Origin of the sequence: Allosaccharopolyspora coralli, from assembly GCF_009664835.1 — a bacterium.
In the GTDB taxonomy this organism is placed as follows: domain Bacteria; phylum Actinomycetota; class Actinomycetes; order Mycobacteriales; family Pseudonocardiaceae; genus Allosaccharopolyspora; species Allosaccharopolyspora coralli.
Genome location: NZ_CP045929.1, coordinates 335,592 through 359,963, shown reverse-complemented (window position 1 = coordinate 359,963; position 24,372 = coordinate 335,592). Strand labels below are relative to the sequence as shown.

Genomic DNA, 24,372 nt, shown 5'->3' with positions numbered 1-24,372 from the left:
TTCACGCCGACGCCCGCGATGCGTTCAGCACTCTCGCCGCCCCACTGTAGTAGGCCCGGGCCCTCTCGGTCCGCGCCGTTGGCGCCGCGCCGCCTGCGTCGTGGGCAACGCTCGGCACAACAGCCCGCTGGCCTGCGACATTCCTGCGCACGCCGACGAGCGAGGCATGTCCGCCCAGCGCGAACACCGGCGGCGAACCCGGGCGAACGCCGCTCCCCGGACCCGAACTCATCCTTCCGGGTGTATTCGAGGTGTCCCAGCGCGTGGACGCGGCAAAAGCATCACGATCCGCGCGGCACTCACACGGAAGAGTGTCGGGGATCACAAAACCGTTTCTCGATCAGTGACCGCGTCGAATCGCGGGGGCATCAACAATTGCCACCATTCCCGGCCTCCGCCGGGCACTACCCGCCGGCCACGCGAATCGTGACCCACGCACGACGAAGGGCGCCCTCCGCGAGAAGGACGCCCCGAGTCACCGAGCCGCCGCGGTGGCGGCGAATCCCGATTCAGTTCGCCTTGTGGTACTGCTCCACGACGTCGGCGGGAATGCGGCCACGGTCCGAGACCTTCAGTCCCCGCTTGCGGGCCCATTCACGGATCGCCTGGTTCTGTTCACGATCGGCACTGGTGGATCCGCCGGTGGAACGGCCACCCGGACGGGGCCCGGGCTTCTTGCGACCACCCGCGCGGCGCGCGCTCGACACGTAGTTGGCGAGAGCGTCGCGCAACTCAGTGGCATTGTCGTTGGAAAGGTCGATCTGGTAAGCGACACCGTCCAACGAGAACTCGACGGTTTCGTCCGCCTGTCCACCATCGAGGTCGTCGACGAGGGTGACCGTGACCTTCTGCGCCATCTTCGGAGTCCTTCCGGGTATTGGCAATAGCGGGACACCGATGGACCTGGCCCTGGGTGGCCTCCGCTGGAACATTCTCGCGGTCAGGTTAGCTCAGCAACTGCGACAACGCACCAACCCCGCACGAAAAAGTCACCGGGAACCCCGTATCAGGTCATTCCGGGCGAACGAGCGGGAACAGGATCGTCTCCCGGATACCGAGCCCGGTCAACGCCATCAAGAGCCGGTCGATCCCCATTCCCGTGCCTCCCGAGGGCGGCATTCCGTACTCCAGGGCCCGCAAAAAGTCCTCGTCCACCGGCATCGCCTCGGCGTCGCCCGCAGCCGCCAGCGCGGCCTGTTCCTCCAGGCGAGCGCGTTCAACGACCGGATCCACGAGTTCCGAGTAGCCGGTCGCGAGTTCGAAGCCCCGGACGTAGAGATCCCATTTCTCCGCCAACGCGGGATCGTCCCGGTGTTGGCGCGTCAACGGAGAGGTCTCCACCGGGAAGTCCCGCACGAAAGTCGGCGCGTAGAGATGATCACCGACGAGGTGTTCCCACAGTTCCTCGACGAGCTTGCCGTGGCCGAACGTGGCGTCCACCGACAGCTCCAGCTTGTCGGCGTGACCCCGCAACTCCTGCACCGAAGTCCGCGGCGTCACTTCGACGCCCAATGCCTCGGACAACGAGCCGTACATGGTGATCGACGCCCATTCGCCCGAGAGGTCGTACTCGGTGTCGTCGGTCAACGTGACGATCCGGGTGCCGCACACTGCGTCAGCGGCCTCCTGGATCAGCTCCCGGGTCAGCCGTGCCATTCCGTCGTAGTCCGAGTACGCCTCGTAGAACTCGAGCATCGCGAACTCCGGGGAGTGCGACGAATCGCTGCCCTCGTTGCGGAAGTTCCGATTGATCTCGAAAACGCGCTCCAGCCCGCCGACGACGCACCGCTTCAGGTACAGCTCCGGGGCGATCCGCAGGAACACGTCCATGTCGAATGCGTTGGAATGCGTGACGAACGGTCGCGCGGCCGCGCCACCCTGCAACGTTTGCAGCATCGGTGTCTCGACCTCGGTGTAGCCACGGTGCTCGAAGGACGAGCGCAACGAACTCATCACACCGGCCCGCGTACGCACGGTGTCGAGCGCCTGCTGCCGGACGATGAGGTCGACATAACGCTGCCGGACCCGCGTCTCCTCGTTGAGTTCTTTGTGGGTCACCGGCAGCGGGCGCAATGCCTTCGCCGCGATTCGCCATTCGTCGGCCATGACCGACAGTTCACCGCGCCGGGAGGTGATCACCTCACCGCGGACGAACACGTGGTCGCCGAGGTCGACATCCGCCTTCCAAGCGGAGAGGGAATCGGCGCCGACGCGGTCGCGGCTGAGCATCGCCTGCAACTCGACGCCGTCGGTGCCGCGCAGCGTCGCGAAGCACAGCTTCCCGGTGTTGCGCAGGAACATCACCCGGCCGGCCACACCGACCTGCTCGCCGGTCGCGGTGTCGGCCTCGAGATCGGGGTGCGCAGCCCGCACCTGCCCGAGAGAGTGCGTGATGGGCAACCGGACGGGATAAGGGTCGACACCGTCGGCCAGCAGCCGCTCGCGCTTCTCCCGACGCACCCGGAGCTGCTCGGGTAGCTCGGCGTCCGTTCCCACGTGGTGTTCCTGCTCGTTCACGGCCGTCAAGCCTACGGAAGCCGCCCGGCGCTCCCGTCACCAACCCGTCCGACACCGAAGAGGCGACCGGCACGTTCGCCCCGTCCTGTGAGGCGAAAGTGCCGTTCGCCCCACGCGGACCAATGAAGCGAACGGCACTTTCGCCTCGTCTGGTGGGGCGAAAGTGCCGTTCGCCTCGTTGAGAGGGTCAGAAGTTGCGGGCGTAGACGAGGCGGAGACCGAGCAGGGTCAGGTCCGGGACGTGGTGCGAGATCGTCCCCGATTCGGCCACCACGAGCGGTGCGAGACCTCCGGTGGCGAGCACGGTGGTCGGCCCGCCGTGGGTGGTTTCGAGTTCGGCCACGATGCTGTGGACGAGTCCGTCGACCTGGCCCGCGAATCCGTACAGAATGCCGGACTGCAGGCATTCGACGGTGTTCCTGCCGATGACCGACCGGGGCCGGACGAGTTCCACCTTGCGTAGTTGTGCGGCTCGCGAGGCGAGAGCGTCGAGCGAGATCTCGATTCCCGGAGCGAAGGCGCCGCCGAGGAACTCCCCACGCGCGGAGATCACGTCGATGTTGGTGGAGGTTCCGAAATCGACCACCACGCAGTTCGTGGAATGCAGGTGGTGTGCGGCGAGTGTGTTGATGACGCGGTCGGCCCCGACTTCCTTGGGGTTGTCGACGAGCAGTGGTACCCCGGTGCGGACCCCGGGCTCCACGACGACCCTGGGGACGTCGGTCCAGTACCGGTCGAGCATCACGCGCAGTTCCCGCAGCAGCGCGGGCACCGTGGACAACGCCGAGATGCCGGTGATCTTGTCGGCGTAGTCGCCGAGCAGGCCGCGGACCGTGAGGGACAGTTCGTCTGCGGTCATGCGCGGTTCGGTGCGCATCCGCCAGTCCCGCACGAGCGGCACGTCGGCACCCTGGGCGTCCGCGCTCGCCGCGTCGGCGTCGTAGAGCCCGAGCACGATGTTGGTGTTGCCGATGTCGATGGCGAGCAGCACCGTCGTTCCTTCCTGATCGCCGGGCCGGTCAGGCTCGGCCGTCGAGTTCGGGTTGCTGCAGTAGCGCGTCGAGCTTCGCCGCGTCGTCGGTCTCCGGCACGACCGTGGTCGTGGCGCCGGTGAGCAGGCCGGACCCCTCCGGGGCGCTCGCCGGGTCGGTGCCGCGTTCGACAATGGCGTTGTCGGCGTCGACGAACAGCACCCGCGGCTGGTACGAGCGGCACTCGAGCTCGTCCATGACGCCGTACGAGATGAGGATGACGAGGTCGCCGGGTTCGATGAGGTGGGCGGCGGCACCGTTGATGCCGATCACCCCGCTACCTCGCTCGCCGGTGATCACGTAGGTCTCCAGCCGGGCGCCGTTGGTGACGTCGACGATGGCGACCTGCTCCCCTTCGAGCAGATCGGCGGCGTCCATCAGGTCGGCGTCGACGGTGACCGAGCCGACGTAGTGCAGGTCGGCCTGAGTCACCGTGGCCCGGTGGATCTTGGACTTCAGCATCGTGCGGAACATCGCAGACTCCCTCCTCGACTCCGCTGTCCCACCGTCCACGGATGGCCACGCACCACGCGCGGTCCGGTGAGCTCGATGACGGTCTTCCCGGTGGTCATGACCGGTTCTCCGGGAGATCGGTGCGCCCGTCGCCGAGGACGACGAGCGCGTTGTCGATCAGGCGGGTCCCGCCCACCTTCGCCGCGACGAGCAGCCTGCCCTCCCCGTCGGCGGGGGCGGCGCCGAGTTCACGGTCGCGGAGTTCGAGGTAGTCGACGTGCACGGCCGGCTCGGTGTCGAGCACCTCACGGGCGGCGTCGAGCACGGCCTGCGGACCCCGGGGACCGGCGTAGTGGCCCGCCACGAGCGCGGCCGACAGGGCGAGCGCGGCACGGCGCTGCTCGGGTTCGAGATAGCGGTTCCGGGAGGACAGTGCGAGCCCGTCGGCGTCGCGCATGATGGGGACGCCCTGCACCTTCACGCCGAGAGCGAGTTCCCACGCCATCCGGCGGAGCAGGACGAGCTGCTGATAGTCCTTCTCGCCGAACAGCGCCAGATCGGGGCGTACGACGCCGAACAGCTTCGCGACGACGGTGAGGACACCGTCGAAGTGGCCGGGTCGACTGGCGCCTTCGAGGTCGTCGCCGAGCGGTCCGGCGTTGAGGGTGATCTGCGGTTCCGGCCCGTACAGCTCGGCGCGGTCCGGGTGGAAGACGAGCTCCACGCCTTCCGCACGACACAGTTCCAGGTCCGCGTCGAGGGTCCGCGGATAGCGTTCGAAGTCCTCTCCGGGACCGAACTGCAACGGGTTCACGAAAATCGACACGACGGTGACGCTGTTCGGCACGCTGCGCGCGCGGCGGATCAGTTCGCGGTGTCCTTCGTGGAGCGCGCCCATCGTCGGCACCAGCGTGACCGTGAGTCCCGTCGACCGCAGCGCCCGCGTCACGTTTCCGAGCTCGTGGGCGTGCTCGTGCACCGTGAGTTCGCCGCGCCGGAATCCGGGTCCGGCCTTCGTCGCGCTGTCGTCGTGCACCATCACGAGTCCTCCCCTTGTTCGAGCGCGGCACGGACGTCCGCCGCGTCGTCGGCGCGGAGGATTCCGGCACGTTCGGCGCGGTCGGCGGTCCTGGACGCGAGAACGCGATAGCCGCCCCGCACGTCCGGAGCGTCGGCGGCCAGTACGTCGAGGTGCGCCCGCACCGTGCCCGCGTCCCCGCGCGAGACGGGCCCGGTGAGTCCCCGATCTCCGAACCGCAACGCGTTGTCCAGCGAGGCCGACAACAACGGCGCCATGACCCGGTCCGGGACCTCGACACCCGCGCCGCGCAGCAGCTCCGCGCACTCGTTGACCAGCGTGATCAGGTGATTCGCGCCGTGGGTCAGCGCGGTGTGGTAGAGCCTTCGGTTCTCCTCGGCGACCCGGACCGGTTCGGCGCCGAGTTCCACGGTGAGGGCTTCCGCGACACTCCACGCGGCTTCGCCGGCGGGCGCGGTGACCGCCGCACAGGCGGTGGTGAGCCGTTCCACGTCCTCGGGACGGCCGGTGAAGGTCATCGCCGGATGCAGCGCCACCGTGAGGAGCCCGGCCTCGGCGGCGGGGGTCAGTACGGACACTCCGTGCGCACCGCTGGTGTGCGCGACGATCTGCCCGGAGCGCAGGGATCCGGCCGCGAGCAGTCCGCGCACCAGCCCGTCGAGCGCGTCGTCCGGGACCGCCAGCACGACCAGGTCCGCCAGCTCGGCAACCTGGTCCGGCGGCAGCACAGGTACCGACGGGAGCAGTTCCTCGGCTCGGTGTCGCGAGGCGTCCGACACCGCCGACACCGCGACGACCTCGTGCCCGGCGCGCCTCCACGCGGCACCGAGCACCGCGCCGACCCGGCCGGCGGATACGACACCGACCCGGAGCCGAGGTCGTTGACCCCGCGCCGGTCCGCCCTCAGCAGACACCGCCACACTGCGTCCCTTCTGACCGTTCCAGTCCCGTCGACGGGTACCGGACAGCGGCGCGAGAGTAACCGAGAACGGCCGCCCCCGTGCCACGCGGGTGGCGAGGACCACGCCGAGAAGGTGCGACTGAGCTGCGTCGGCGGTTCTTCCGCCGGTCCACGCAGACGGGCCACCGGGGTTCCCGGCGCCTCCTCGCGAGGACAGCGAGCTACTCGAGAGATCGATCCCACTGCGAGGAGGGCTCTGAGGTTCCGCTACCCGACCAAGGGGTGATCCACGTCGCGGCTGCTCTGCGGTGGACTCGTTCAGCGGTGCCGGTGCCCAGCTTCGCCGTCGGGTGGCCGTCGCAGGTTCACCTGGGTGAGTTCGTCGATCTTCACCCGGGCGGTCTGGAACGCGTCGCGGGAACCTGCCGCCGAACGCCGGGCCGCCTTGAGGTCCTCGATCAGCCGCTCCCGGCGAGCGCGGCGCACGGCACTGGTCGTGCGCCCCTCCGCCGCGCGGTGCTGCAGGAACGCCAGCTCGGTGACCGCGACCTGGTAGTCCTGCACGGCTTTCGCCGCCTCCGGCCCCGCGCTCCGCCGAACTTTGCGCAGCCAGCCCTGCCGGCCCTGCAGACTCGCGAGCATCTCGACCTCGCTGCTGACGATGAGGCCCGCCCGCTGCAGGATCGGCAGCTGCTGGGCGACGATGCTCTGCTCGCGCCGCCGCTGCCAGGCCACCAGGAACCAGGTGCCGACGAAGATCGGAACCATGATCAGGAAATAGACGTTGAGGAACCCGACGCCACCGAGCAACGTCGAGCCGTTCCACACGGCATGCAGCAGGATCGCGAGCAGCAGTCCGCCGAGCGGGTACGCCACGCGGAGCGCGGGTCGGCGGGTCCTCGTGGCGAACCCGATGCCGATGCCGATCATCGAGCTGAACAGCGGGTGCGAGAACGGTGCGAGCACCCCGCGCAGGATGAACACGGCGACCACGCCGCCGGAGACGTCGCCGAGCCCGCCCTCGGCGAACGCCCTGCCGAAGTAGAAAATGTTCTCGGTGAACGCGAACCCCGCCGCCGTCAGGGCTGCGTAGACGATGCCGTCGACGAGGCCGTTGAATTCGTTGCGCCGCCACACCCACAACGCGACCACGAACAGCGCCTTCGCCGTCTCTTCCAGCAGCGGTGCGACCACTGCCTGCGCGAAGAACGCCTGCCCGTCCGCGCCGACCAGCAGGTCGCCGAGCCCGGTCACGGCGTCGTTGAGCAGCAGGGACGTCGCCGTCGCGCCGCCGGCACCCCACAGGAACGCGCCGAGCAGCAACATCGGCGGTTCCGGCTCCCAGCGGTCCATCCACACGATCGCGGCGAACACGACGCCGACCGGGACCAACGCCGCCACCGCGCCGATCACCGTCGCCGCGACACCGACCCGCGCGGTGGCGACACTGACCATGATCAGACCGACGACGCCGAGAACGATCAGCCCGACGACCGGCCAGACCGCGAGCGCCTGCTTCTGGATCTGCAGGCGCCGCGCACCGGAGAGATCAGCTGGGGTGGACACGGCAGGAACCCTATGTGCTCGACGTTCGGCGCGATGCCCGGCCCGGCGAACCCGCACCCTCCGTGCTCGACCGCGGCCGGCGCGTCACGGTCACCCCTGACGGCGCCTGCGCTTCGACGCCCGGCCACCGCCGAACGCGGCCAACAACTCGCTGACCGACTTTCCCTGCGCGTGCGCGCCGGGGCTCCCCTGTGGCTCCGCAGACTCGGGCGGTGCGGACTCCGGCTCGGCGGCCTCGCCGGTGGCGGCCGGCCACTCGCCGGTGACCTCCGACTGCGGCGGCGGGCCTGAGCGGACGACGGCGGGGCGTGCCGAATCGCGCAACGTGTCGGGGGTAGGCGAGGGCCCGTCCGAGGCCGCATTGCCCGGCACGGGACTGATGAGGTCGGTGTGCGCCTCGCCCACGCCGTGATCGACCCCGGGCGGCGGCGCCTGCGCCGGACGGACTCCGTTCACCGGGTACCCACCGTGAGGCGCGGAGCCAGCGCCGTTCACACCCGGCGTCGGGTCGCCGCCGTACTGTGCGTACTGCACGTGACCACTGTGCGCGTAATCGCCGTAGCCGTACTCTGCCGCGCCCGGGGACAACTGCGCACCCCACGGGTCGGCGGGCCGGGTGACGCGGGCAGGCGGGCCCTCGTGCTCACCCCACGACCGCACCCGGGTCGACTCGGCATGCAGCGCCACCCGCTCGACGAGCATGTCCCCGCCGACGATCTGCTCCAGGGTGCCCCGCAGCTTCGCCAGTTCGGCACGCAGTGCGTCGAGCTCCTCCCGGGACTCCGCCGCCGCGGTGCGCCGCGCCGCCGTTTCGGCCTCGGCCTCGAACTCGCGGCGCGCTGCGACCTCGCGTTCCAGCTCCAGCTCGTAGACCCGCTTGAGGTCGACTTCCCGCGCGTCCTTGTCCGCGAGCCGTTTCCGTAGACCGGTGACGGCGAACCCGGCCAGCACCGTCGCCCAGAGCGCGCCAACCAGACCGAGACGCAGGATTCGCGTGTCGTCGCCGAGCACCATGGCGCCGGTGGCGCCGACCGCGAGCACCACGGTCACGACCCCGAGCACAGTCGCGCCGCGACCACCATGCGCGGACCTCGTCTCGTGTGGGTCGGGCATGGCCCTACGGTACCTGGCCTTTATCGCATCGAGACCATGTGCCGCCGCAACGCGTGATCACGAATCCTCCGCCCCGTCCAGTTCCTCCGGTTCGTCGGGGTTGCGCAGGCTGTATTCCAGCAACAGGCCCGCACCGACGAGCACCAGGGCGCTGACCAGGCCGACCACGGCCGCGACCGTATCCGAACTCGCCGCTTCCACTGTGGACCGAATCGGCAGCAGGTACGCGAGGAACCCCAGCCACACCCCCGCCATGATCGCGCCCGCCATCGACGACGCCTTCGCCAACGCCACAGCACGCGCCGCCGTCAGTGAATCGACCCGATCCACGTCCTGCTTGCGGCGCACCCGCGGGCCCATCGTCAACGCGAGCGTCCCGTCGACGAGCGCGACGAGCAACAGCGTCGTCCCAGCGAGGGGCGGGACCCGCTGCAGACCGCCGTACCCGATCTGAACGCCGAGGTACGCGATCACGGCCGCGATCAACCCGGCCGCGATCAAATGCCGGGGCTGGGTGAAAGTCATCTTTTCCTGCTGCCGTGGCGCCACCCGTCCAGGATGGCACTGGGTCGGCGTCGACGGCCCGCACGGGGAGCGTGCGACGACCGGTGCCATTCGGGGTTGAGTCTCCCCCGAATGGAGACAACAGAGTGGACGAGGAACGCAACCGGATGATCGACGAGTTCTGGGACGAGGTCAGCGAAGGCCTGAACGTGAACCCGGAATTCATCGCGTGGATGCGCTCGGCGAAACCGAACCTGCCGGAGAACGCCTCGACCGAGCAGGTGGAGGCGTGGATCGAACTCGCCGACCTCGTCAGCGACCGGAGCTTCCGTGACCTGGTGCGCGGTATGAACGCCGAGCAGGCCGCACTACGCGACGGGGGCGAGGAGGACGCGCAGCAGCCGCAGCAGCTCGCCGAGGAGGCGTGGGAGGTACAGGAAGCCGTCGCGCAGGCGCATCGCGAGGGCACGCCTGCGGATTCTCCGCGGGCGGTGGAACTCGCGGGCCAGTTCGCGACGACCTTCGCCGACCACAAGGGCAAGGCAGACACCCCGGAGCTGCGGGAAGAGATCGCCGGGCACTTCGAGTCCCACGACTCCCGGCTCTCCCGCTACTGGGTGCTGCTCGCGACGATCAACGGATGGCCCCAGCAGAAGGGCATCCTCGACGACGCCGCCAGCAAATGGCTCGCCGCGGCCCTCCGAGCCTCCCTCCGCTAACCGCCGGGGTGGCAAATTCGCGCGAATTTGCCACCCCTCTGTCCACAGGGGGAGGGAGTTGTCCACAGGTTGGGGGTGGAGCCGCTGAGCGGTCACCACGGACGCGGCACGACCACCGGCGGGTTCTCAGTGGAGGGGGAGGTCGGGTCGGCGGTGGAGCGTGTCCCGCTCCTCCTTCGAGAGCGCCGCGGCGAGGTCACGGACCGGGCCGTGGCCCGGCAGCACGGCCTCGGGGTCGGCCTCCAGCCACGGCACGAGAACCGACGCCCGGCTCGGCGTCCCGGGATGCGGCAGCACGAGGTCCGGGTGATCGCTGTGGACACCGTCCACTGTGACCACGTCGACGTCGAGCGTCCTCGGCCCCCACCGCTGCTCGCGACGCCGCTGCGCCTGCGCCTCCAATGCCTGGCCGCGCCGCAGCCAGCCCCACTCGTCGAGCCCGTCCGCAGCGACGACGATCACGGCGTTGAGGAAGCGAGGCTGATCCCGCACACCCCACGGCTCGGTCTCGTACACCGCCGAGGTCACCACCACGTCCTCGCCGAATCCGTGCACCGCCAGCCGGAGATGTTCCAGCCGCTCTCCCAGGTTCGACCCGAGCGAGAGCACCGCCCTGCTCATCGCGACCGGTGGATCGTGGCAGCCACGTCGGCGAACTCCAACGCGATCGGCGCCGTCGGTTTGTGCACGGTGACCTGCACTTCCGCGACACGTGAGTCGCTCAGGACGTGATCGGCGACCTCCCCGGCCACCGTCTCGATCAGATCGCGTGACGGCCCGGCCACGATCCCGGCCACCTGCTCGGCGAGTTCGCCGTAGTGCAGCGTCTGTTCCACCTGATCCGAACGCGCCGCGGGGCCCAGGTCCAGCCACGCCGTCACGTCGACGACGAAGTCCTGCCCGTTTCGCTTCTCGTGGTCGAACACCCCGTGATAGCCGCGCACCCGCAGTCCGGTCAGCGTGATCCGGTCACCCACGGGCACCTCCGCGGCGCCAGGCCGCAGCGATCCGCACGGCATCCAACGACCCCGACACGTCGTGCACCCGTACTCCCCAGGCGCCGTGGTCGGCCGCGAGCACCGACACCGCCGCAGTCGCCCCGTCGCGCTGCTCCGCCGGACGCGGTGTGCCGTCCTCCTCGGCGAGCAGTGCCCCGAGGAACCGCTTGCGGGAAGCCCCCACCAGGACCGGGAACCCCATGCCGAGCACCACGTCCAGGTGCCGCAGCAGCGCCCAGTCGTGCTCGGCGCGTTTGGCGAAGCCCAGGCCCGGGTCGAGGACGATCGCCTCCTGCTCGACACCGGCCGCCAACGCCACGTCGACCTGCCGGCTCAACTCGTCCCGCACCTCGGTAACCACGTCGTGGTACTCGGCGAGCGCGTTCATGTCCTTGCTGTGGCCACGCCAGTGCATCAGGACCCACGGCACGCCGAGTTCCGCGGCGACCTTCGCCATGTCCGGGTCCGCGAGGCCACCGGAGACGTCGTTGATCATCGAGGCGCCCGCCTCGACGGTCGCCCGCGCCACCTGCGCCCGAGTCGTGTCCACACTGACCGGCACGCCCGCCGCCACGAGATCCCGCACGACCGGGAGGACCCGGGAGCTCTCTTCCTCGGCGGCCACCCGATCCGAACCCGGCCTGGTCGACTCACCGCCCACGTCGACGAGATCGGCACCCTGCCGGTGCATCTCGACACCGTGCTCGACCGCGTCCCGCTGGTCGAGGTAGCGGCCACCGTCGGAGAACGAGTTCGGCGTCACGTTGAGAACGCCCATCACCACCGACCGCTCGGGACGCGGCAACAAAGCGTGCATCAACGCCCCCGGATCAGCGACAGGGCCTCGGACCGCGACGACGCGGAGGAACGGAAGATGCCGCGCACCGCCGAGGTCGTGGTCGTCGAGCCCGCCTTGCGAACCCCGCGCATGCCCATGCACAGGTGCTCGGCCTCGACGACGACGATGACACCGCGCGGTTCGAGCTTGCGGGCCAGCGCATCGGCGATCTGCGAGGTCAACCGCTCCTGGACCTGCGGGCGCTTCGCGTAGAGGTCGACCAGCCGGGCCAGCTTCGACAGCCCCGTCACTCGGCCCTGGTCGTTCGGGATGTAGCCGACGTGGGCCATCCCGTGGAACGGCAACAGATGGTGCTCACACGACGAGTACATCGGGATGTCGCGGACGAGGACGAGTTCCTCGTGCGACTCGTCGAACGTGCGGTCCAGTACCTCGTCCGGGTCGGTGTAGAGCCCGGCGAACAGTTCCTGATACGCCCGGGCGACCCGTTCCGGGGTCTCCACCAGCCCCTCGCGGTCGGGGTCCTCCCCGGCCGCCAGGAGCAACTCCCGGATCGCCGCCTGGGCGCGATCGTGGTCGAACTCGGGCCTGCTGACGTCGAACCGGTCGAGGTGGTCCTGTTCCACCTCGACCGGTTCCCCGACCTCACTGGTCACGTGCTTCTCGTCCTCCACCGGTCCGTGCCCGCGCACCACCGCGAGCTCACGGCAGAGCCGGGCACAGCACCGTCACTGGTTCCGACTGTCCGGGTCCTCGCGCTGGGACTCGTCCGCGGAGCCGTTCTGCTCACCCTGCGGGCGGTTCGGGTCAGCGGCGACCTGCCCCGGCTGTGGGGTGGGCGCCTGGTGGTTCTGCGGACGCTCCCACGAGGGGACCCAACTGTGCTGGGTGTCCCGGCTGCCCGGCGACGTCGCCGGAGTCCACCCTGGCGGCGCACCGTAGTTCGGCGGTACCGCACGCGGAGCGGACGGGCCGCCGGTCTGCGCCGAGGGGTCCTGGTTCGTCTGCGGGACCTGCACCGTTCCCTGATCCTGACCGGACTGCTGCGGAGACGGCTGGCCCTGCGGAGCGGACTGGCCCTGCGGGTACGGCTGGCCCTGCGGGTACGGCTGGCCCTGCGGCGACTGCACCTGCGGAGGCTGCCCCGGGGGCAACTGTCCCTGCGGTGCGGAACCGTTGGTGCCGCCGACCGGAGCGGGCTGCTGCTCCGGAGGCGGCCACGGCTCGCCGCGCTCCTTGGCCAGCTCACCCGGCGTCTTCACCGGCGGCTGATCCGACGGCGTCCGACCGCCGAAGTCGTCGAACGCGGTGATCCGGGGACGCTTGGAGACCTTGGCGAAGATGCGCTCCAGCTCCGTGCGGTTCAGCGTCTCCTGCTCGATGACCTCCAACACGAGGTTGTCGAGCACGTCCCGGTAGGTGTTGAGGATCTCCCACGCCTCGGTGTGGGCGGTCTCGATGAGCTTGCGGACCTCTTCGTCGATCTCGTGAGCGACCTCGAGCGAGTAGTTGGGCTGCTGACCGGCGGAACGCCCGACGAACGGGTCGCCCTCCTCCTTGCCGTACTTCACGGCGCCGAGGCGTGCGGTCATGCCGTACTCGGTGACCATCGCGCGGGCGATCTTGGTCGCTTGCTCGATGTCGCTGGAGGCCCCGGTGGTCGGCTCGTGGAAGACGAGTTCCTCCGCGGTGCGGCCACCCATCGCGAACACCAGCCGGGCGATCATCTCCGACCGGGTCATCATGTCCTTGTCGTCCTCGGGGACGACAAGGGCGTGACCACCGGTACGGCCGCGCGGCAGGATCGTGAGCTTGTAGACCGGGTCCAGGTCGGACATCGCCCACGCGGCCAGCGCGTGACCACCCTCGTGGTAAGCGGTGATCTTCTTGTCCCGGTCAGAGATGATCTTGCTCTTGCGCCTCGGCCCGCCGATCACGCGGTCGACGGACTCCTCCAGCGCCGCACTGGTGATGAGCTGACCGTTCTCGCGTGCCGTGAGCAGCGCGGCCTCGTTGACCACGTTCTCCAGGTCCGCACCGGAGAAGCCGACGGTGCGCTTGGCCAGTCCCTCCACGTCGGCGTCGGGAGCCAACGGCTTGCCCTGGGTGTGCACGCCCAGGATCGCGCGACGACCGGCCATGTCCGGCGGGGAGACAGGAATCTGTCGGTCGAAACGGCCGGGACGCAGCAGCGCCGGGTCGAGGATGTCGGGGCGGTTCGTCGCGGCGATGAGGATGATGCTGGCGTTCGAGTCGAACCCGTCCATCTCGACGAGCAGCTGGTTCAGCGTCTGCTCCCGCTCGTCGTGGCCGCCGCCGAGCCCGGCGCCACGCTGACGCCCGACGGCGTCGATCTCGTCGACGAACACGATGCAGGGCGCGTTCTGCTTGGCCTGCTCGAACAGGTCGCGCACGCGGGAGGCACCGACACCGACGAACATCTCGACGAAGTCCGAACCGGAGATCGAGTAGAACGGCACCCCGGCCTCGCCTGCGACGGCGCGGGCGAGAAGCGTCTTGCCGGTGCCGGGAGCCCCGTAGAGCAGCACGCCCTTCGGAATCTTCGCTCCCAGCGCCTGGTACCGGCTCGGGTACTGCAGGAAGTCCTTGATCTCGTGCAGCTCTTCGACGGCCTCGTCGGCACCGGCGACGTCACCGAACAGCGTCTTGGGCATGTCCTTGGTGAACTGCTTGGCCTTGGACTTGCCGAAGTTCATGATGCGGTTTCCGCCGCCCTGCTTGTTCATCATCCACAGCAGCAGGAGCAACAGCAGACCCAGCGGGATCAGATAGATCAACATCTGCATCAGGAACGAGTCCTGAGTGACCTCGGTGTTCCAGTTGTTGATCTGGGCACCGCGGATCTCTTGCACGATCCCGTCGGTGGAGCCCGCAGGGAACTGGGCGATCAGACGGTTACTGCCGTCGATCTGCTCGCCCTCGTTGAGGGTCAGGCGAAGCTGCTGTTCCTTGTCCTCGATCGTGACCTCGGCCACCCGGCCTTGGTCGATCTGCTCCAGAGCCCTTGCGGTGGACACCTCCGCGTAACCGCGGGTGTCGTCGAAGAGCACGTTGAACGTGTAGAACAGCAGCAACACCGCGAGGAACCACAACAGCGGGTTGCGGAGTAGGCGCTTTCGGTCCATTCACTTCCGGCCGACGGGCGGCCTCGACCCTCCCTGACAATGACGTCGGGCGGCGGTGGGCGTCCCTGTCGACGTCCACCCCCGGTTCGGACCAGCGTACAGCCCGCCGCAGCCGGCGAGCCGCGCGAGTCTTCCGCCGGGCTTTCCAGGGTACCCACCCACGGGGGTCAACGGTCGGCGAACCACAGGAGTTCCGGCGGTGACCACCGCATGCTGTGTCGTCCACCACGCACCGCTACCGGCCCGAGGTGTAGACCTTCGGGTCGAGCGTGCCGATGTAGGGCAGGTCGCGGTAGCGCTCGGCGTAGTCGAGACCGTAGCCGACGACGAACTCGTTCGGAATGTCGAAGCCGACGTAGCGCACCGGCACCTCGACCTGAACCGCGTCCGGCTTGCGCAGCAGGGTGCACACCTCGAGCGAGGCGGGGTTGCGGGACTCGAGGTTCTTCAGCAACCAGGAGAGGGTGAGTCCGGAGTCGATGATGTCCTCGACGACGAGCACGTGACGACCCGCGATGTCGCGGTCGAGGTCCTTGAGGATCCGCACGACGCCCGACGACGAGGTCGACGAGCCGTAGGAGCTCACGGCCATGAACTCCAGCTGCGTCGAGCGCCCGAGCGCTCGCGCGAAGTCGGTCATGAACATCACGGCGCCCTTGAGCACGCCGATGAGCACCAGATCCGAGGTGTGGACGTCCTCGTAGTCGCTGTCGACCTTCTGGGCGATCTCGCTGATCTTGTCCCGAAGCTGTTGCTCGGTGATGAGCACCGAGGCGATGTCGCCGTCGTACACGCCCGGCTTCCCCTCTCTGTTGGGCGCACGTTCACCCTCCGGTCGCACCGGCGGTGCAAGCGTGTCCACCGTCGTCCACCCGAAGCCTGCCATGCGCCCGGCGCAGCTCAAAGCCGCCCGGCAAGGCGTGCGGGCCCTGCCCACGCCAGCGGCCGACCAGCGCGTCGGCGGCCCGCAGGTGCCGGTCGTCGAGTTCCGGCACGCCACGGGCGTACAGCCACTCCCGGAGGGCGCGCCTGCGCACGGCGGCGGGCCACGCGGCGAGGACCTCGGTGTCGAGTTCGTCACGCACGTGCGCTTCACCACGGAGGCGGGACCCGAGCGCGTCGAGCGCGTCGGAATCGTCCTGCAGCTGCGCGGCAGTGCGCGCGAGAGCCTCGGCGACCCCGCCTTGCAGGACCTCCTCGAGCAGCGGGACCACCTCGCCGCGCAGGCGGGCACGGGTGAAGGTCGGATCGACGTTGTGCGGGTCGTCCCACGGTTCGAGGCCGAGCGCACTGCAGGCCTTGCGGGTGGTCACGCGGGACGTGTCGAGCAGCGGCCGCGCCCACGGCGGGGACAGCGGACGCATACCGGCGATCGAGCGCGGCCCCGAACCCCGTCCGAGGCCGAGCAGGACGGTTTCGGCCTGGTCGTCCAGGGTGTGTCCGAGGAGGACGAGAGCATCGTCCGGGCTTTCCTGGCTCAGCACGTCGTAGCGGGCGCGACGCGCTGCGGCCTCTGCTCCACCGGGACCGCGCACCTCGGCCCGGCACACGCGCACGTCCTCGCAGCCCATCCGGCGCACCTGCTCGGCAGCCCGCGCGGCGACCTCGGCCGATCCCGCCTGAAGCTGGTGATCCACCACGAGCGCGCGCACCCGCCGAGGCGCTACGTGTGCGACGGCTGCCGCGAGCGCCAGCGAATCCGCACCCCCGGAGCACGCGACGACCAGCGGCGCCTCGGCGAACGGCACCGCGTCGGCGGAGGCGAGGAAGCGGCGCACGGCCGACCGCACGGCGCTCACAGCGGGATCGGGTGACGGCACGACCTCAGTGTCCCCGAGCATGATGGAACTGGGTGGATGGTCCGGTATCGCCGCCCCGGAGCCCCTCACCCTGCCCCGGCCGGTCCCGTGCGAGGCGTGCCCTACGGGCACGACAGCCAGTTCCCAACTGCACTCTCAGTGTTCGCGGGAGGTCCGTCCGTCACCCGTGGACACGACGGACCCAGGAGTCGGGGCTCGTGATCTCGGCGCGGCTGGGCAGGTTCTCCGGCGCGGTCCACACTGCGTTGAATCCCTCCATGCCGACGACGTCGACGACCCGATCGGTGAACGCCGCCCCCTGCGCGTACTGCTTGATCTTCGCGTCGACGCCCAGCAGGCTCCGCAACACCCGGTCGAGCAGCCCGCCGCCCTGACGCCGCCGGGTGAACCGGTCCCGGATGGTGCGCACCGAGGGCACGACCTCCGGACCGACGGCGTCCATCACGTGATCGGCGTGGCCCTCGAGCAACGTGGACAGGGCGATGATCCGGTCGAAGGCGGCGCGTTGACGTGGAGACTGCACCAACTCGACGATCCCGAGCATTCCCGGACTGGAATCCCCCTCGCGGCCCGCGCGGACCTGCTTGACCACTGCAGGCAGCCGTCCGGCGAGTTCCGTGGCGGTTCCGTCCATCTCGGACATCAGCTCGGCCAGGCTCGCGGCGAAGTAGTCCCGGAGCCACGGCACGGCCGTGAACTGCAAGCGGTGCGTCGACTCGTGCAGGCAGACCCACATCGCGAAGTCGTCGGCGGGCACGTCGAGAGCCTGTTGCGCGGCGACGATGTTCGGCGCGACGAGGACGAGCCTGCCGTCGGCGGAACCGTCCGGGCCGGGAACGAACGGGTCGAACTGACCGAGGACCTTGGCCCCCAGGTAGGCGAGCACCACTCCGGCCTGCAGGCCCGCGCCCTGCCGACCGACGCCGCCCAGCAGCGCGGTGACCGCGGACTCGTCGGTGTCGTCATCGCGCTGCGCGTGCCGCGTCGCGATGTCGGTGAGTTCGGCGAGGCCGCCGGCCGCGCTGCGGATCCACCCCGGCCGGTCGACGACGTCACCGTGCCGCACAGGCAGCTCGTGGCCGAGGTCGGTGAGTTCCCGAACGTGGGTCTCGGCGACGAGGCTGTACTCACGTAGCGCTCGCACCGCCCGGTCGGCGACCTCGCGCGAGACTCCCGGTGGTCCGGGTTGAACCAGCCGGGTCGCGGTCGCGACGGCGGTGTCCCAGTCGAGGGTGCCCGGCCCGGCCCGACCGGCCCCGTCACCTCGAATCAGGGCGGGCGCGGACTGGCCGAGCGAACGGGTACGCACGACCTCGACCGTACCCGCGCACCTGGGCACGGGCGAACGATCTCCGGCTCAGAGCGCACCGTGGCACTTGGATGAGTGGTCCATGCCCGGCGTTCCACCCTGCTCAGGCTGAGCACGCGCGACCGTGCCCTACGGGCATACGTGGGCGGTAGCGCCCTGTCAGCGGCACCCGCACTCCCGCAGCGTCGCCGCGAGGTTGTCGAGGGCCGGTCGCGCGAACTCGGTAGGCGTGCCGTTGGACATGAACGCGAAGGCCAGCAATCGACCGTCGCGGGTGACGACGGTCCCGGCGAGGCTGTTGGCCCCGGTCAACGTGCCGGTCTTGGCCCGCACCCAGCCACGGCCTTCGGTGTTCTCGGAGCGATACCGCTCGGCGAGACTCCCGGAGCCGCCTGCAACCGGCAGCCCGGGCAGCAGCGCTCGCAACTTCCGGGAAGCCTCCGGCAGACCGTCCGCGCCGGGCGCGGCGCTGGCGTTCGTGATCAGCGAACCCAGCACCTCGGGAGTGATCCGGTTGTCGGTGGACAACCCGCTGGCGTCGGAGAGGGTCACACCGGTGAGGTCGATCCCGTTGCCCGCGAGCACGTCGCGAACGGCGGAGGTGGCGCCGTCGAACGAGGCTGGGCGGCCGCTCGCGACGGCGACCTCGCGCGCGAGCGCCTCCGCGAGCACGTTGTCCGAACGCTGAAGCACGGTCTCGACCATGTCCTGGACGGTCGCGGACCGGACCTGACCGAGCACGGTGCCCGGCGCCGAGCCGGACTGCGGAGCGGTGCCCGTACCGACGGCGGACGCATCCACCCCGAGGAGTGCGCCGAGTTCCCTTCCGGCGTCGAGTGCGGGCTCGGCCGAGCGTGGGCTCGTGTCCTCGGTCGGGTCGGCCCTGCCGCCGTCGACCATCACCGGCTCCATCGGGGCGACGAACCCGCCTGCGACGTCCTCCGGCAGCCAGCCGGAGGCCTGCGGCGGCCCGGCGTAGCGGCTCGTGTCCACGGTGATCGACGAGACCGAACCCCCGGTGGCCCGCTCGACCTGTGCCGCGAGGTCGTCCATGTGGGCCGCGCCCGGGTACACCGACTCCGCACCCCGGGGCAGCGAGCTCAACGTGGGGTCACCGCCGCCGACGAGCACCACACTGCCCGGGGACTCGCCCTGGACGACCTTCGTGGTGAATCGGTGCTGCGGGTCCAGCGCGAGCAGCGCCGCACTCGCCGTGACGACCTTGGTGGTCGAAGCGGGGACCAGTGGCGTGCCGGGCTGCGATGCCCACAACCGCTCCCCGGAACGCGTGTCGACGACGACTCCACCGAGGGTGCCGAGAGCGGGGTTCGACGCGGCCTGCGCCAGCGCCGACTCCGTACCGCTCGGTGTGGGCGCAGGCGCCGACGAGCCGACCGGGGTGATCGACGGGCGAAGCTGCACCGGCGGCGGCGGTTCGGCGATCGTCGGACCACCGAACTGGGCGACACCGAAGACCACACCCGCCACGAGGACGACGACCGTCGCCAACGCGGCGACGAGCAGCCCGCGACGCACCCCACCGCGAGACTCGCCCTCGGGGGCGCCGGACTCGACGCCCTGATCGACCTGCCCCTGGAACGCCTCGTCGGCCGGATCGGGCGTTGGCTGCCCCGCGGTTCCGGAATCCGGTGGTAGGGCCGGAATCCGCTGAGTCTCGGGGCCGATGTCGGCAGGGAGGGACCCCCGGGAGATCCGGGAAGTGGGCGGATCCGGTTCGCTCGGCAACCCGGCCATGGAAATCCGCTGCGTGCCCGCGTCCCCTGGCGACGGAGTGGGAGGTCCGGACGGAATCGGCGGCAGCGTGGTGGTCTGTTCGGCCACCGACTCCGCCGGTGCCGGCTCGCTCGGCGTCGCGACCGCCTCGGCGTCCACCGCAGGGATGACTCCGGTCCGCTCGGCCGCCGACTCCGCCGGGCGCTGTTCACTCGACGACGCAGTGGTCCCGTCCGTGACCGCAGGGATGACTCCGGTCTGCTCGCTCGGAGCCTCCGCGGGTGCCGACGCGGGCGGTTCCGCGGTGATCGGAGTGAACACCTGCGTCCGCTCGGCGTCCGACTCCAGCGGGGCGCCGCGAGCGACGTCCGTCGGAGCGTGGTCGGCCGTTTCGGTTCCCGCCTCGGCGGATCGGTCCGGCTCTGGCTGTTGCGCGTCCCGGCGCTCGGAGGATGCAACCGATGGCAGCACCTGCGTCTGCTCGGCCGCAGCCGGCTCCTGCGCAGCGGGCGTGTCGGCGGGTTCGTCCGGCGTGGAGCCTTCGGCGGCGGACGACTCAGCCGTGAGCGGTTCGGGATCGGAGTCCGCGCGGTCGCCCTCGTCGATGTCGGGACGTGTGAACTCGTCGGTTCCCGACTCGGCCGACACCGTCCCGACGGCCGCATCGTCCGACGGCGTCGTCGCAACGTCCGCGGTGTCCGAATCCTCGCGTGCCTGCGAGCGCGTCTCGTCCACAGCCTGCGGGGCGCGCTCGTCCTCCGACGTCTGTGGAGCCGTCTCCGACGCGACGGAGCCGTCTTCCTCCGTCTCGTCAGGCACTTCGGCCTGCTCGACGTCTGCTTCCGGCACGGCCTCGGACTCGGCGGAGGCGGGCTCGGCGGTGTCGTGTTCGGCTGTCGCCGTGCCGGTCGACGCCTCGCTCTCGGGCGCGCCCGGTTCGTCACTCGACGCGGGCTCGACGGCGCCATCGTCGTTCGTCTGCTCGCCGGTCTCGTCGCTGAGCGCGGATACCGGACCGTCGGCGCCATCCGTGACGCCAGCCGCTTCCTCCGGTTCCGAATCCGCGGCTTCCGAAGGCTCGGGATCCGAGTGCTCGGCGTCCCCGTGTTCGGCATCCCGGCTGTCCATCGGAGCCTCCGCTACAGGCGCCGCCGAGGTCGCGGCCGTGCCTCCCGCCGGGTCGGTCGCCTGCGAGGCGTCGGCCTCCGCGGAGTCCGGGTCCGATCCCACGACCCCAGCGGGCTCGGGCACGTCCGATTCATCGGTGTCTGCTGCCTGCGCAGTGGGCGCGTCGGTCGCCGTCTCGGTCTGCTCCGGGCGCTCGACCTCGGCGATCGCGCCGTCCAGCTCGGTGGCGTCGCTGCTCGACCCGGCGGGTTCGACGGTCGGTTCGGAGGCGGCCGGCGCAGCAGCCGCCGACTCGTCGGCCTCGGCAGGCTGCGGCGGCGGAGGCGCGCCCTCGGACACCGCGTCCACCGGTTCGGTCTCCGTGAGCGATGCGGCGGCGCCGGCGCCCCTGGCCTCGACCTCCTCAGCAGAGGGCGCACCCTCCTCGACGGAGGTTTCGTCACCGTCCAAGGCCTTCCCCGCGTGACCGACGGAGTCCGTCCCGTCGACGGTTTCGCCCTGCGCTGGTGCGGCGGCGGTGGAGGGGACCGAGCGGGCCTCGGTATCCGCCTCGGCGCGGTCACGTGATTCCGAGGACTCACCCTCGTTCGCTGCGTCTGTTGCCACGGTCACAGGATCGGTTCCGTCCGCGTTCCCAGCGACCTCGGCATCCACGGACAGAGTGAGGTCCCCCTCGAACTGGGTCGACCTCGCGGACCGGTCGGTCGACGGTCGCTGTGGCCGCCCGCCCTGCTCCCGGCCGCCTGCCGCAGCTCCGGCAGCGTCCTCCGCGGGCGTGTCGGACGCCTCACCCCGCGGGTCGTGGGGTTCGGGCACGTACTCCTCCTCGAAGATCGACCCGGTGGTCGAATGCGACGTGACGCACTGCGGTGACGATCGGCGACCTGTCGTGGTCCACACTATGACGTGGCCACCGGTGCGAGTCGGCGGCCGCACCCGACTTTGACGAGTGAGGAATCGCGTGGAGTTCGACGTCACGATCGAGATCCCCAAGGGGTCCCGGAACAAGTACGAGGTGGACCACAAGAGCGGTCGCATCCGGCTCGACCGCACGCTGTTCACCGCCACCCAGTACCCGGCGGACTACGGCTTCGTGGACAACACGCTGGGCGAGGACGGCGACCCGCTGGACGCCTTGGTGCTGGTGCAGGAACCGACGTTCCCGGGCTGTCTCATCAGCGCGCGCGCAATCGGCATGTTCCGGATGCGCGACGAGAAGGGCGGCGACGACAAGTTGATCTGCGCGCCCTCCGACGACCCGCGACAGGAGCACCTCAGGGACATCCACCACCTGTCCGAGTTCTACAAGCTGGAGATCCAGCACTTCTTCGAGGTGTACAAGGACCTCGAGCCGGGCAAGAGCGTGGAAGGCGCGACCTGGGTCGGCCGCATCGAGGCCGAGGAGGAGATCGAGCGCTCCTACCGGCGCGCCAAGGAGCACGGCCACTGAGTAGCCCGTCTTCGATCGTGCCCGTCAAGGCTTGGTCTCGGCGTGCTCAGCCCGAGCACGCCGAGGGGCTCCGGCGTTCCGGACGCCGGTAAGCGACCACCACCGCAGACCAGGGGCAGCTTCGCCCGGAACGCCTCGTGCGGGGTGTTCCGCATTTATAGGCCACTGTGGACACGGACGAGCCCTGCGTGACCTTCGCACGCAGGGCTCGTCCGTCCATTTCGGCTGGACGAATTCCGTCCTGTATCAGCCGATCGGGAGTTGATCGGTGGGCAGCCCGCCGCCGGTGAGCTGGTCGGTCGGCAGCTGACCGGGCTCCAGTTGCGCGACGTCTCCGACGACTCCGGAGAGCAGGTCGGCCGGGTTGCCGGCCTTGGATCCGCCGGCGGCGCCGGCGACCGGGGCCGCCACCTGGCCGGCGACCTCGTCGACGACCGGCACCTGCGGAAGCGGGTTCTGGCCGACACCGTCGGTCGGCACGCCGCCGAACTCCGCGTCGCCGGCGAGACCGTCCTGCAGCGGAGCGCCGCCGTCGGTCACCCCGCCGAGCGTGTCGGTCACGCCGCCGGACTTGGCGCCCGGCTGCGCCGACAGCGGCTCGGTCGGCAGGTTCTGGATCAGCAGTTGCTCCGCGCCGGAGGCGTCGCTCGGAACGGTCTCGCCCCCGCGTGCGGGCGACGGGCCGGCCGGCTGGGTCTGTACCGGGTCGCCCATCTCGACCACGTCGCCCACCACGTCCGTCGCCGAATGCAGACCGGACGCGGCGTGGTACGCCGTCTGGGCCACGTTGTTGTCGACGGGGAGGTTCGCGGGGGGCTCGGGGGTCGCGACGGCGTTGGCGGTGCCGGTCATACCGACCACTCCCGCGCTGCCCACCAGCACGGTGGCGGCTGCGGTCAGGGTGCGCTTCATCGCCTTGCTCCTTTCTGCACGCGGTGATCTCCACGTACGCGAAAGCAGGCTACGGAAGGTGCACGCACCACGACTCAGCGATCACAGCGGCACAAAAGCTCGACACCGAGTAAGTGATCCGGCGGCCGGTATTGATCAACCGGGGGACTTGACCGGGCCGGTCGGCTACCGTCCGACGACCGCGGTGTCGTCGTCGACGAAGACCTGTCCCCAGTGCTGCCGTCGCTTTGCCTGCTCGGCACGCAGGGTCTCGACCTCGTGAGCGAACTCGGCGTAGGCCTCGCGTTCGGTGCCGAACCGTCGATACCGGCCGACGCGCAGCTCCACGGACTCGTACTCACGCTCCAAGGCATCGGCGGTCTGTTGCAGGTTCACGCTGCGTTCGCGGTACTTCGCATAGCCACCGAACGCGGCGCTCACCGCGACGAGCAGGCTCAGCACGACGGCGGGGACGCGCGCATCGGCGAGTGACAGCGACGCCGTCGTCGCGGCAGCCGACAGGATCGATCCGACGATCACGACCGACTGCACCGCGTTGTGCTTGCGGCGGCACGAACGTGACTCCACCCGGTAGCGGGCGATGACGTCCGGTAGCTGCGAGCGGTAGCGCTTGTGGGCGGCGAGCAGGTCCTCGACTCCGAGCTCGTCGAGCAGATGTTCCTCGTGCTCGGTTCGCAGTGACTTCAGCTGCGTGTGCACCGACCGGATCCGAAAATGTTGCCGGTACAAGGCGCGCGCGGAGGCCACCAGGGACGCTGCGGGCACGAGTACCGCGAGCGGCACGACCACGGCGAGTTGCTGCTGCAACACCGCCACGGAAGCGACCGAAACGCCGAGAATGACCAGATTGCCCGGATAGGCCCAGATCATCAGGATCCGCTGCACGAGCCGGACGTGGTAGAGCTTCTCGGAACGCTCGGCGATCCGGCGTTCCAGGTCTTGCGGGGGCGCGCCCTCCGGGATCACGCCACCCCCGACGATCCCTGGAGAAACCTCAGCACTCTGCATCACAACCGATCCTTCCGGGCATCACTGCGATCGAAGTAGTTCCCGGGCTCCACCACAATCGGCTGTGCGAGTGACGACCGACATGAAAGCTGCACAGAACGTCACGGCGGCGCGATTGATCTCAGGATACTGCGATCGTCGACACGAAGACGCCACTGAAGCCCACCAGAGCACTCACCCCCGACATGAGCGCGCAACGCGAGAGTACTCTCCCGATCTTCCGCT

General features: G+C 70.0%; 22 protein-coding genes. 2 read left to right on the top strand and 20 right to left on the bottom strand.

Annotated elements, in window-relative coordinates; translation table 11 throughout:
• Positions 1 to 509: 509 nt before the first annotated feature.
• The 9 genes from GIY23_RS01670 to GIY23_RS01630 form a co-directional block, all read right to left on the bottom strand.
• Positions 510 to 857, bottom strand: a complete 348-nt coding sequence (locus GIY23_RS01670; RefSeq protein ID WP_154075040.1) for a histone-like nucleoid-structuring protein Lsr2 — start codon at positions 855 to 857, stop codon at positions 510 to 512.
• 154 nt (positions 858 to 1,011) lie between these two features.
• Positions 1,012 to 2,517 carry a lysine--tRNA ligase gene (gene lysS / locus GIY23_RS01665; protein WP_154075039.1) on the bottom strand — a complete coding sequence of 502 codons (1,506 nt, stop codon included), beginning with the start codon at positions 2,515 to 2,517 and terminating at the stop codon, positions 1,012 to 1,014.
• A 187-nt stretch (positions 2,518 to 2,704) separates the two neighbouring features.
• A complete protein-coding gene (locus GIY23_RS01660; RefSeq protein WP_154075038.1) occupies positions 2,705 to 3,508 on the bottom strand; it encodes a type III pantothenate kinase in 804 nt (267 codons plus the stop codon).
• Positions 3,509 to 3,536: 28 nt separating this feature from the next.
• Positions 3,537 to 4,022, bottom strand: a complete 486-nt coding sequence (panD, locus tag GIY23_RS01655) for an aspartate 1-decarboxylase (RefSeq protein ID WP_154075037.1) — start codon at positions 4,020 to 4,022, stop codon at positions 3,537 to 3,539.
• 94 nt (positions 4,023 to 4,116) lie between these two features.
• Positions 4,117 to 5,040 carry a pantoate--beta-alanine ligase gene (gene panC / locus GIY23_RS01650; protein ID WP_154078539.1) on the bottom strand — a complete coding sequence of 308 codons (924 nt, stop codon included), beginning with the start codon at positions 5,038 to 5,040 and terminating at the stop codon, positions 4,117 to 4,119.
• On the bottom strand, positions 5,040 to 5,960 hold the full coding sequence (locus GIY23_RS01645) for a Rossmann-like and DUF2520 domain-containing protein (protein ID WP_228717491.1): 921 nt from the start codon (positions 5,958 to 5,960) through the stop codon (positions 5,040 to 5,042). Before GIY23_RS01645 ends, panC begins: the two co-directional genes overlap by 1 nt.
• A 299-nt stretch (positions 5,961 to 6,259) precedes the next feature.
• Positions 6,260 to 7,507, bottom strand: a complete 1,248-nt coding sequence (locus GIY23_RS01640) for a PrsW family intramembrane metalloprotease (RefSeq protein WP_154075036.1) — start codon at positions 7,505 to 7,507, stop codon at positions 6,260 to 6,262.
• Between the two features lie 90 nt (positions 7,508 to 7,597).
• Positions 7,598 to 8,620, bottom strand: a complete 1,023-nt coding sequence (locus GIY23_RS01635) for a DUF6779 domain-containing protein (RefSeq protein WP_154075035.1) — start codon at positions 8,618 to 8,620, stop codon at positions 7,598 to 7,600.
• Positions 8,621 to 8,677: 57 nt separating this feature from the next.
• On the bottom strand, positions 8,678 to 9,145 hold the full coding sequence (locus GIY23_RS01630; protein ID WP_154075034.1) for a DUF3180 domain-containing protein: 468 nt from the start codon (positions 9,143 to 9,145) through the stop codon (positions 8,678 to 8,680).
• A gap of 125 nt (positions 9,146 to 9,270) precedes the next feature.
• On the opposite strand from GIY23_RS01630, the gene GIY23_RS01625 reads away from it, so the two are divergent.
• Positions 9,271 to 9,843: a hypothetical protein gene (locus GIY23_RS01625; protein WP_154075033.1), complete on the top strand. Its 573-nt coding sequence runs from the start codon at positions 9,271 to 9,273 to the stop codon at positions 9,841 to 9,843.
• Between the two features lie 126 nt (positions 9,844 to 9,969).
• Here the strand turns inward: GIY23_RS01625 and folK are convergent, their stop codons facing one another.
• The 9 genes from folK to dacB form a co-directional block, all read right to left on the bottom strand.
• A complete protein-coding gene (folK, locus tag GIY23_RS01620) occupies positions 9,970 to 10,464 on the bottom strand; it encodes a 2-amino-4-hydroxy-6-hydroxymethyldihydropteridine diphosphokinase (RefSeq protein WP_154075032.1) in 495 nt (164 codons plus the stop codon).
• Positions 10,461 to 10,820: a dihydroneopterin aldolase gene (gene folB, locus GIY23_RS01615; RefSeq protein WP_154075031.1), complete on the bottom strand. Its 360-nt coding sequence runs from the start codon at positions 10,818 to 10,820 to the stop codon at positions 10,461 to 10,463. The genes folK and folB overlap by 4 nt, the downstream gene beginning before the upstream one ends.
• Positions 10,813 to 11,658 carry a dihydropteroate synthase gene (gene folP, locus GIY23_RS01610; RefSeq protein ID WP_154075030.1) on the bottom strand — a complete coding sequence of 282 codons (846 nt, stop codon included), beginning with the start codon at positions 11,656 to 11,658 and terminating at the stop codon, positions 10,813 to 10,815. Before folP ends, folB begins: the two co-directional genes overlap by 8 nt.
• The gene (folE, locus tag GIY23_RS01605) at positions 11,658 to 12,296 is read right to left on the bottom strand and encodes a GTP cyclohydrolase I FolE (protein WP_222850213.1); all 639 of its coding nucleotides are present in this window, start codon (positions 12,294 to 12,296) and stop codon (positions 11,658 to 11,660) included. Before folE ends, folP begins: the two co-directional genes overlap by 1 nt.
• Before the next feature lie 72 nt (positions 12,297 to 12,368).
• The gene (ftsH, locus tag GIY23_RS01600) at positions 12,369 to 14,786 is read right to left on the bottom strand and encodes an ATP-dependent zinc metalloprotease FtsH (RefSeq protein ID WP_154075029.1); all 2,418 of its coding nucleotides are present in this window, start codon (positions 14,784 to 14,786) and stop codon (positions 12,369 to 12,371) included.
• 235 nt (positions 14,787 to 15,021) lie between these two features.
• Complete coding sequence (gene hpt, locus GIY23_RS01595) at positions 15,022 to 15,579, bottom strand: hypoxanthine phosphoribosyltransferase (protein WP_154075028.1); 558 nt, start codon at positions 15,577 to 15,579, stop codon at positions 15,022 to 15,024.
• Positions 15,580 to 15,610: 31 nt separating this feature from the next.
• Positions 15,611 to 16,606, bottom strand: coding sequence for a tRNA lysidine(34) synthetase TilS (gene tilS / locus GIY23_RS01590; RefSeq protein ID WP_228717490.1), 996 nt, complete (start codon positions 16,604 to 16,606; stop codon positions 15,611 to 15,613).
• Positions 16,607 to 16,766: 160 nt separating this feature from the next.
• Positions 16,767 to 17,876: a zinc-dependent metalloprotease gene (locus tag GIY23_RS01585; RefSeq protein WP_154078536.1), complete on the bottom strand. Its 1,110-nt coding sequence runs from the start codon at positions 17,874 to 17,876 to the stop codon at positions 16,767 to 16,769.
• Between the two features lie 198 nt (positions 17,877 to 18,074).
• Positions 18,075 to 21,593 carry a D-alanyl-D-alanine carboxypeptidase/D-alanyl-D-alanine endopeptidase gene (dacB, locus tag GIY23_RS22875; RefSeq protein WP_228717489.1) on the bottom strand — a complete coding sequence of 1,173 codons (3,519 nt, stop codon included), beginning with the start codon at positions 21,591 to 21,593 and terminating at the stop codon, positions 18,075 to 18,077.
• A gap of 145 nt (positions 21,594 to 21,738) precedes the next feature.
• On the opposite strand from dacB, the gene GIY23_RS01575 reads away from it, so the two are divergent.
• Positions 21,739 to 22,227, top strand: coding sequence for an inorganic diphosphatase (locus GIY23_RS01575; protein ID WP_154075026.1), 489 nt, complete (start codon positions 21,739 to 21,741; stop codon positions 22,225 to 22,227).
• Between the two features lie 246 nt (positions 22,228 to 22,473).
• Here the strand turns inward: GIY23_RS01575 and GIY23_RS22560 are convergent, their stop codons facing one another.
• Complete coding sequence (locus tag GIY23_RS22560) at positions 22,474 to 23,139, bottom strand: hypothetical protein (protein WP_187351988.1); 666 nt, start codon at positions 23,137 to 23,139, stop codon at positions 22,474 to 22,476.
• A 165-nt stretch (positions 23,140 to 23,304) separates the two neighbouring features.
• Entirely contained in the window at positions 23,305 to 24,147 is an 843-nt protein-coding gene (locus tag GIY23_RS01565) for a DUF4231 domain-containing protein (RefSeq protein ID WP_154075025.1), read from the bottom strand.
• Positions 24,148 to 24,372: the final 225 nt, after the last annotated feature.

Bases quoted from the DNA above. Each gene is read 5' to 3' on its own strand.
- panD (WP_154075037.1), bottom strand. From the start codon at position 4,022: ATGTTCCGCACGATGCTGAAGTCCAAGATCCACCGGGCCACGGTGACT.
- GIY23_RS01635 (WP_154075035.1), bottom strand. From the start codon at position 8,620: ATGCCCGACCCACACGAGACGAGGTCCGCGCATGGTGGTCGCGGCGCG.
- panC (WP_154078539.1), bottom strand. From the start codon at position 5,040: ATGGTGCACGACGACAGCGCGACGAAGGCCGGACCCGGATTCCGGCGC.
- GIY23_RS01670 (WP_154075040.1), bottom strand. From the start codon at position 857: ATGGCGCAGAAGGTCACGGTCACCCTCGTCGACGACCTCGATGGTGGA.
- ftsH (WP_154075029.1), bottom strand. From the start codon at position 14,786: ATGGACCGAAAGCGCCTACTCCGCAACCCGCTGTTGTGGTTCCTCGCG.
- folP (WP_154075030.1), bottom strand. From the start codon at position 11,658: ATGCACGCTTTGTTGCCGCGTCCCGAGCGGTCGGTGGTGATGGGCGTT.
- GIY23_RS01565 (WP_154075025.1), bottom strand. From the start codon at position 24,147: ATGCAGAGTGCTGAGGTTTCTCCAGGGATCGTCGGGGGTGGCGTGATC.
- folK (WP_154075032.1), bottom strand. From the start codon at position 10,464: ATGAGCAGGGCGGTGCTCTCGCTCGGGTCGAACCTGGGAGAGCGGCTG.
- GIY23_RS22560 (WP_187351988.1), bottom strand. From the start codon at position 23,139: ATGAAGCGCACCCTGACCGCAGCCGCCACCGTGCTGGTGGGCAGCGCG.
- GIY23_RS01630 (WP_154075034.1), bottom strand. From the start codon at position 9,145: ATGACTTTCACCCAGCCCCGGCATTTGATCGCGGCCGGGTTGATCGCG.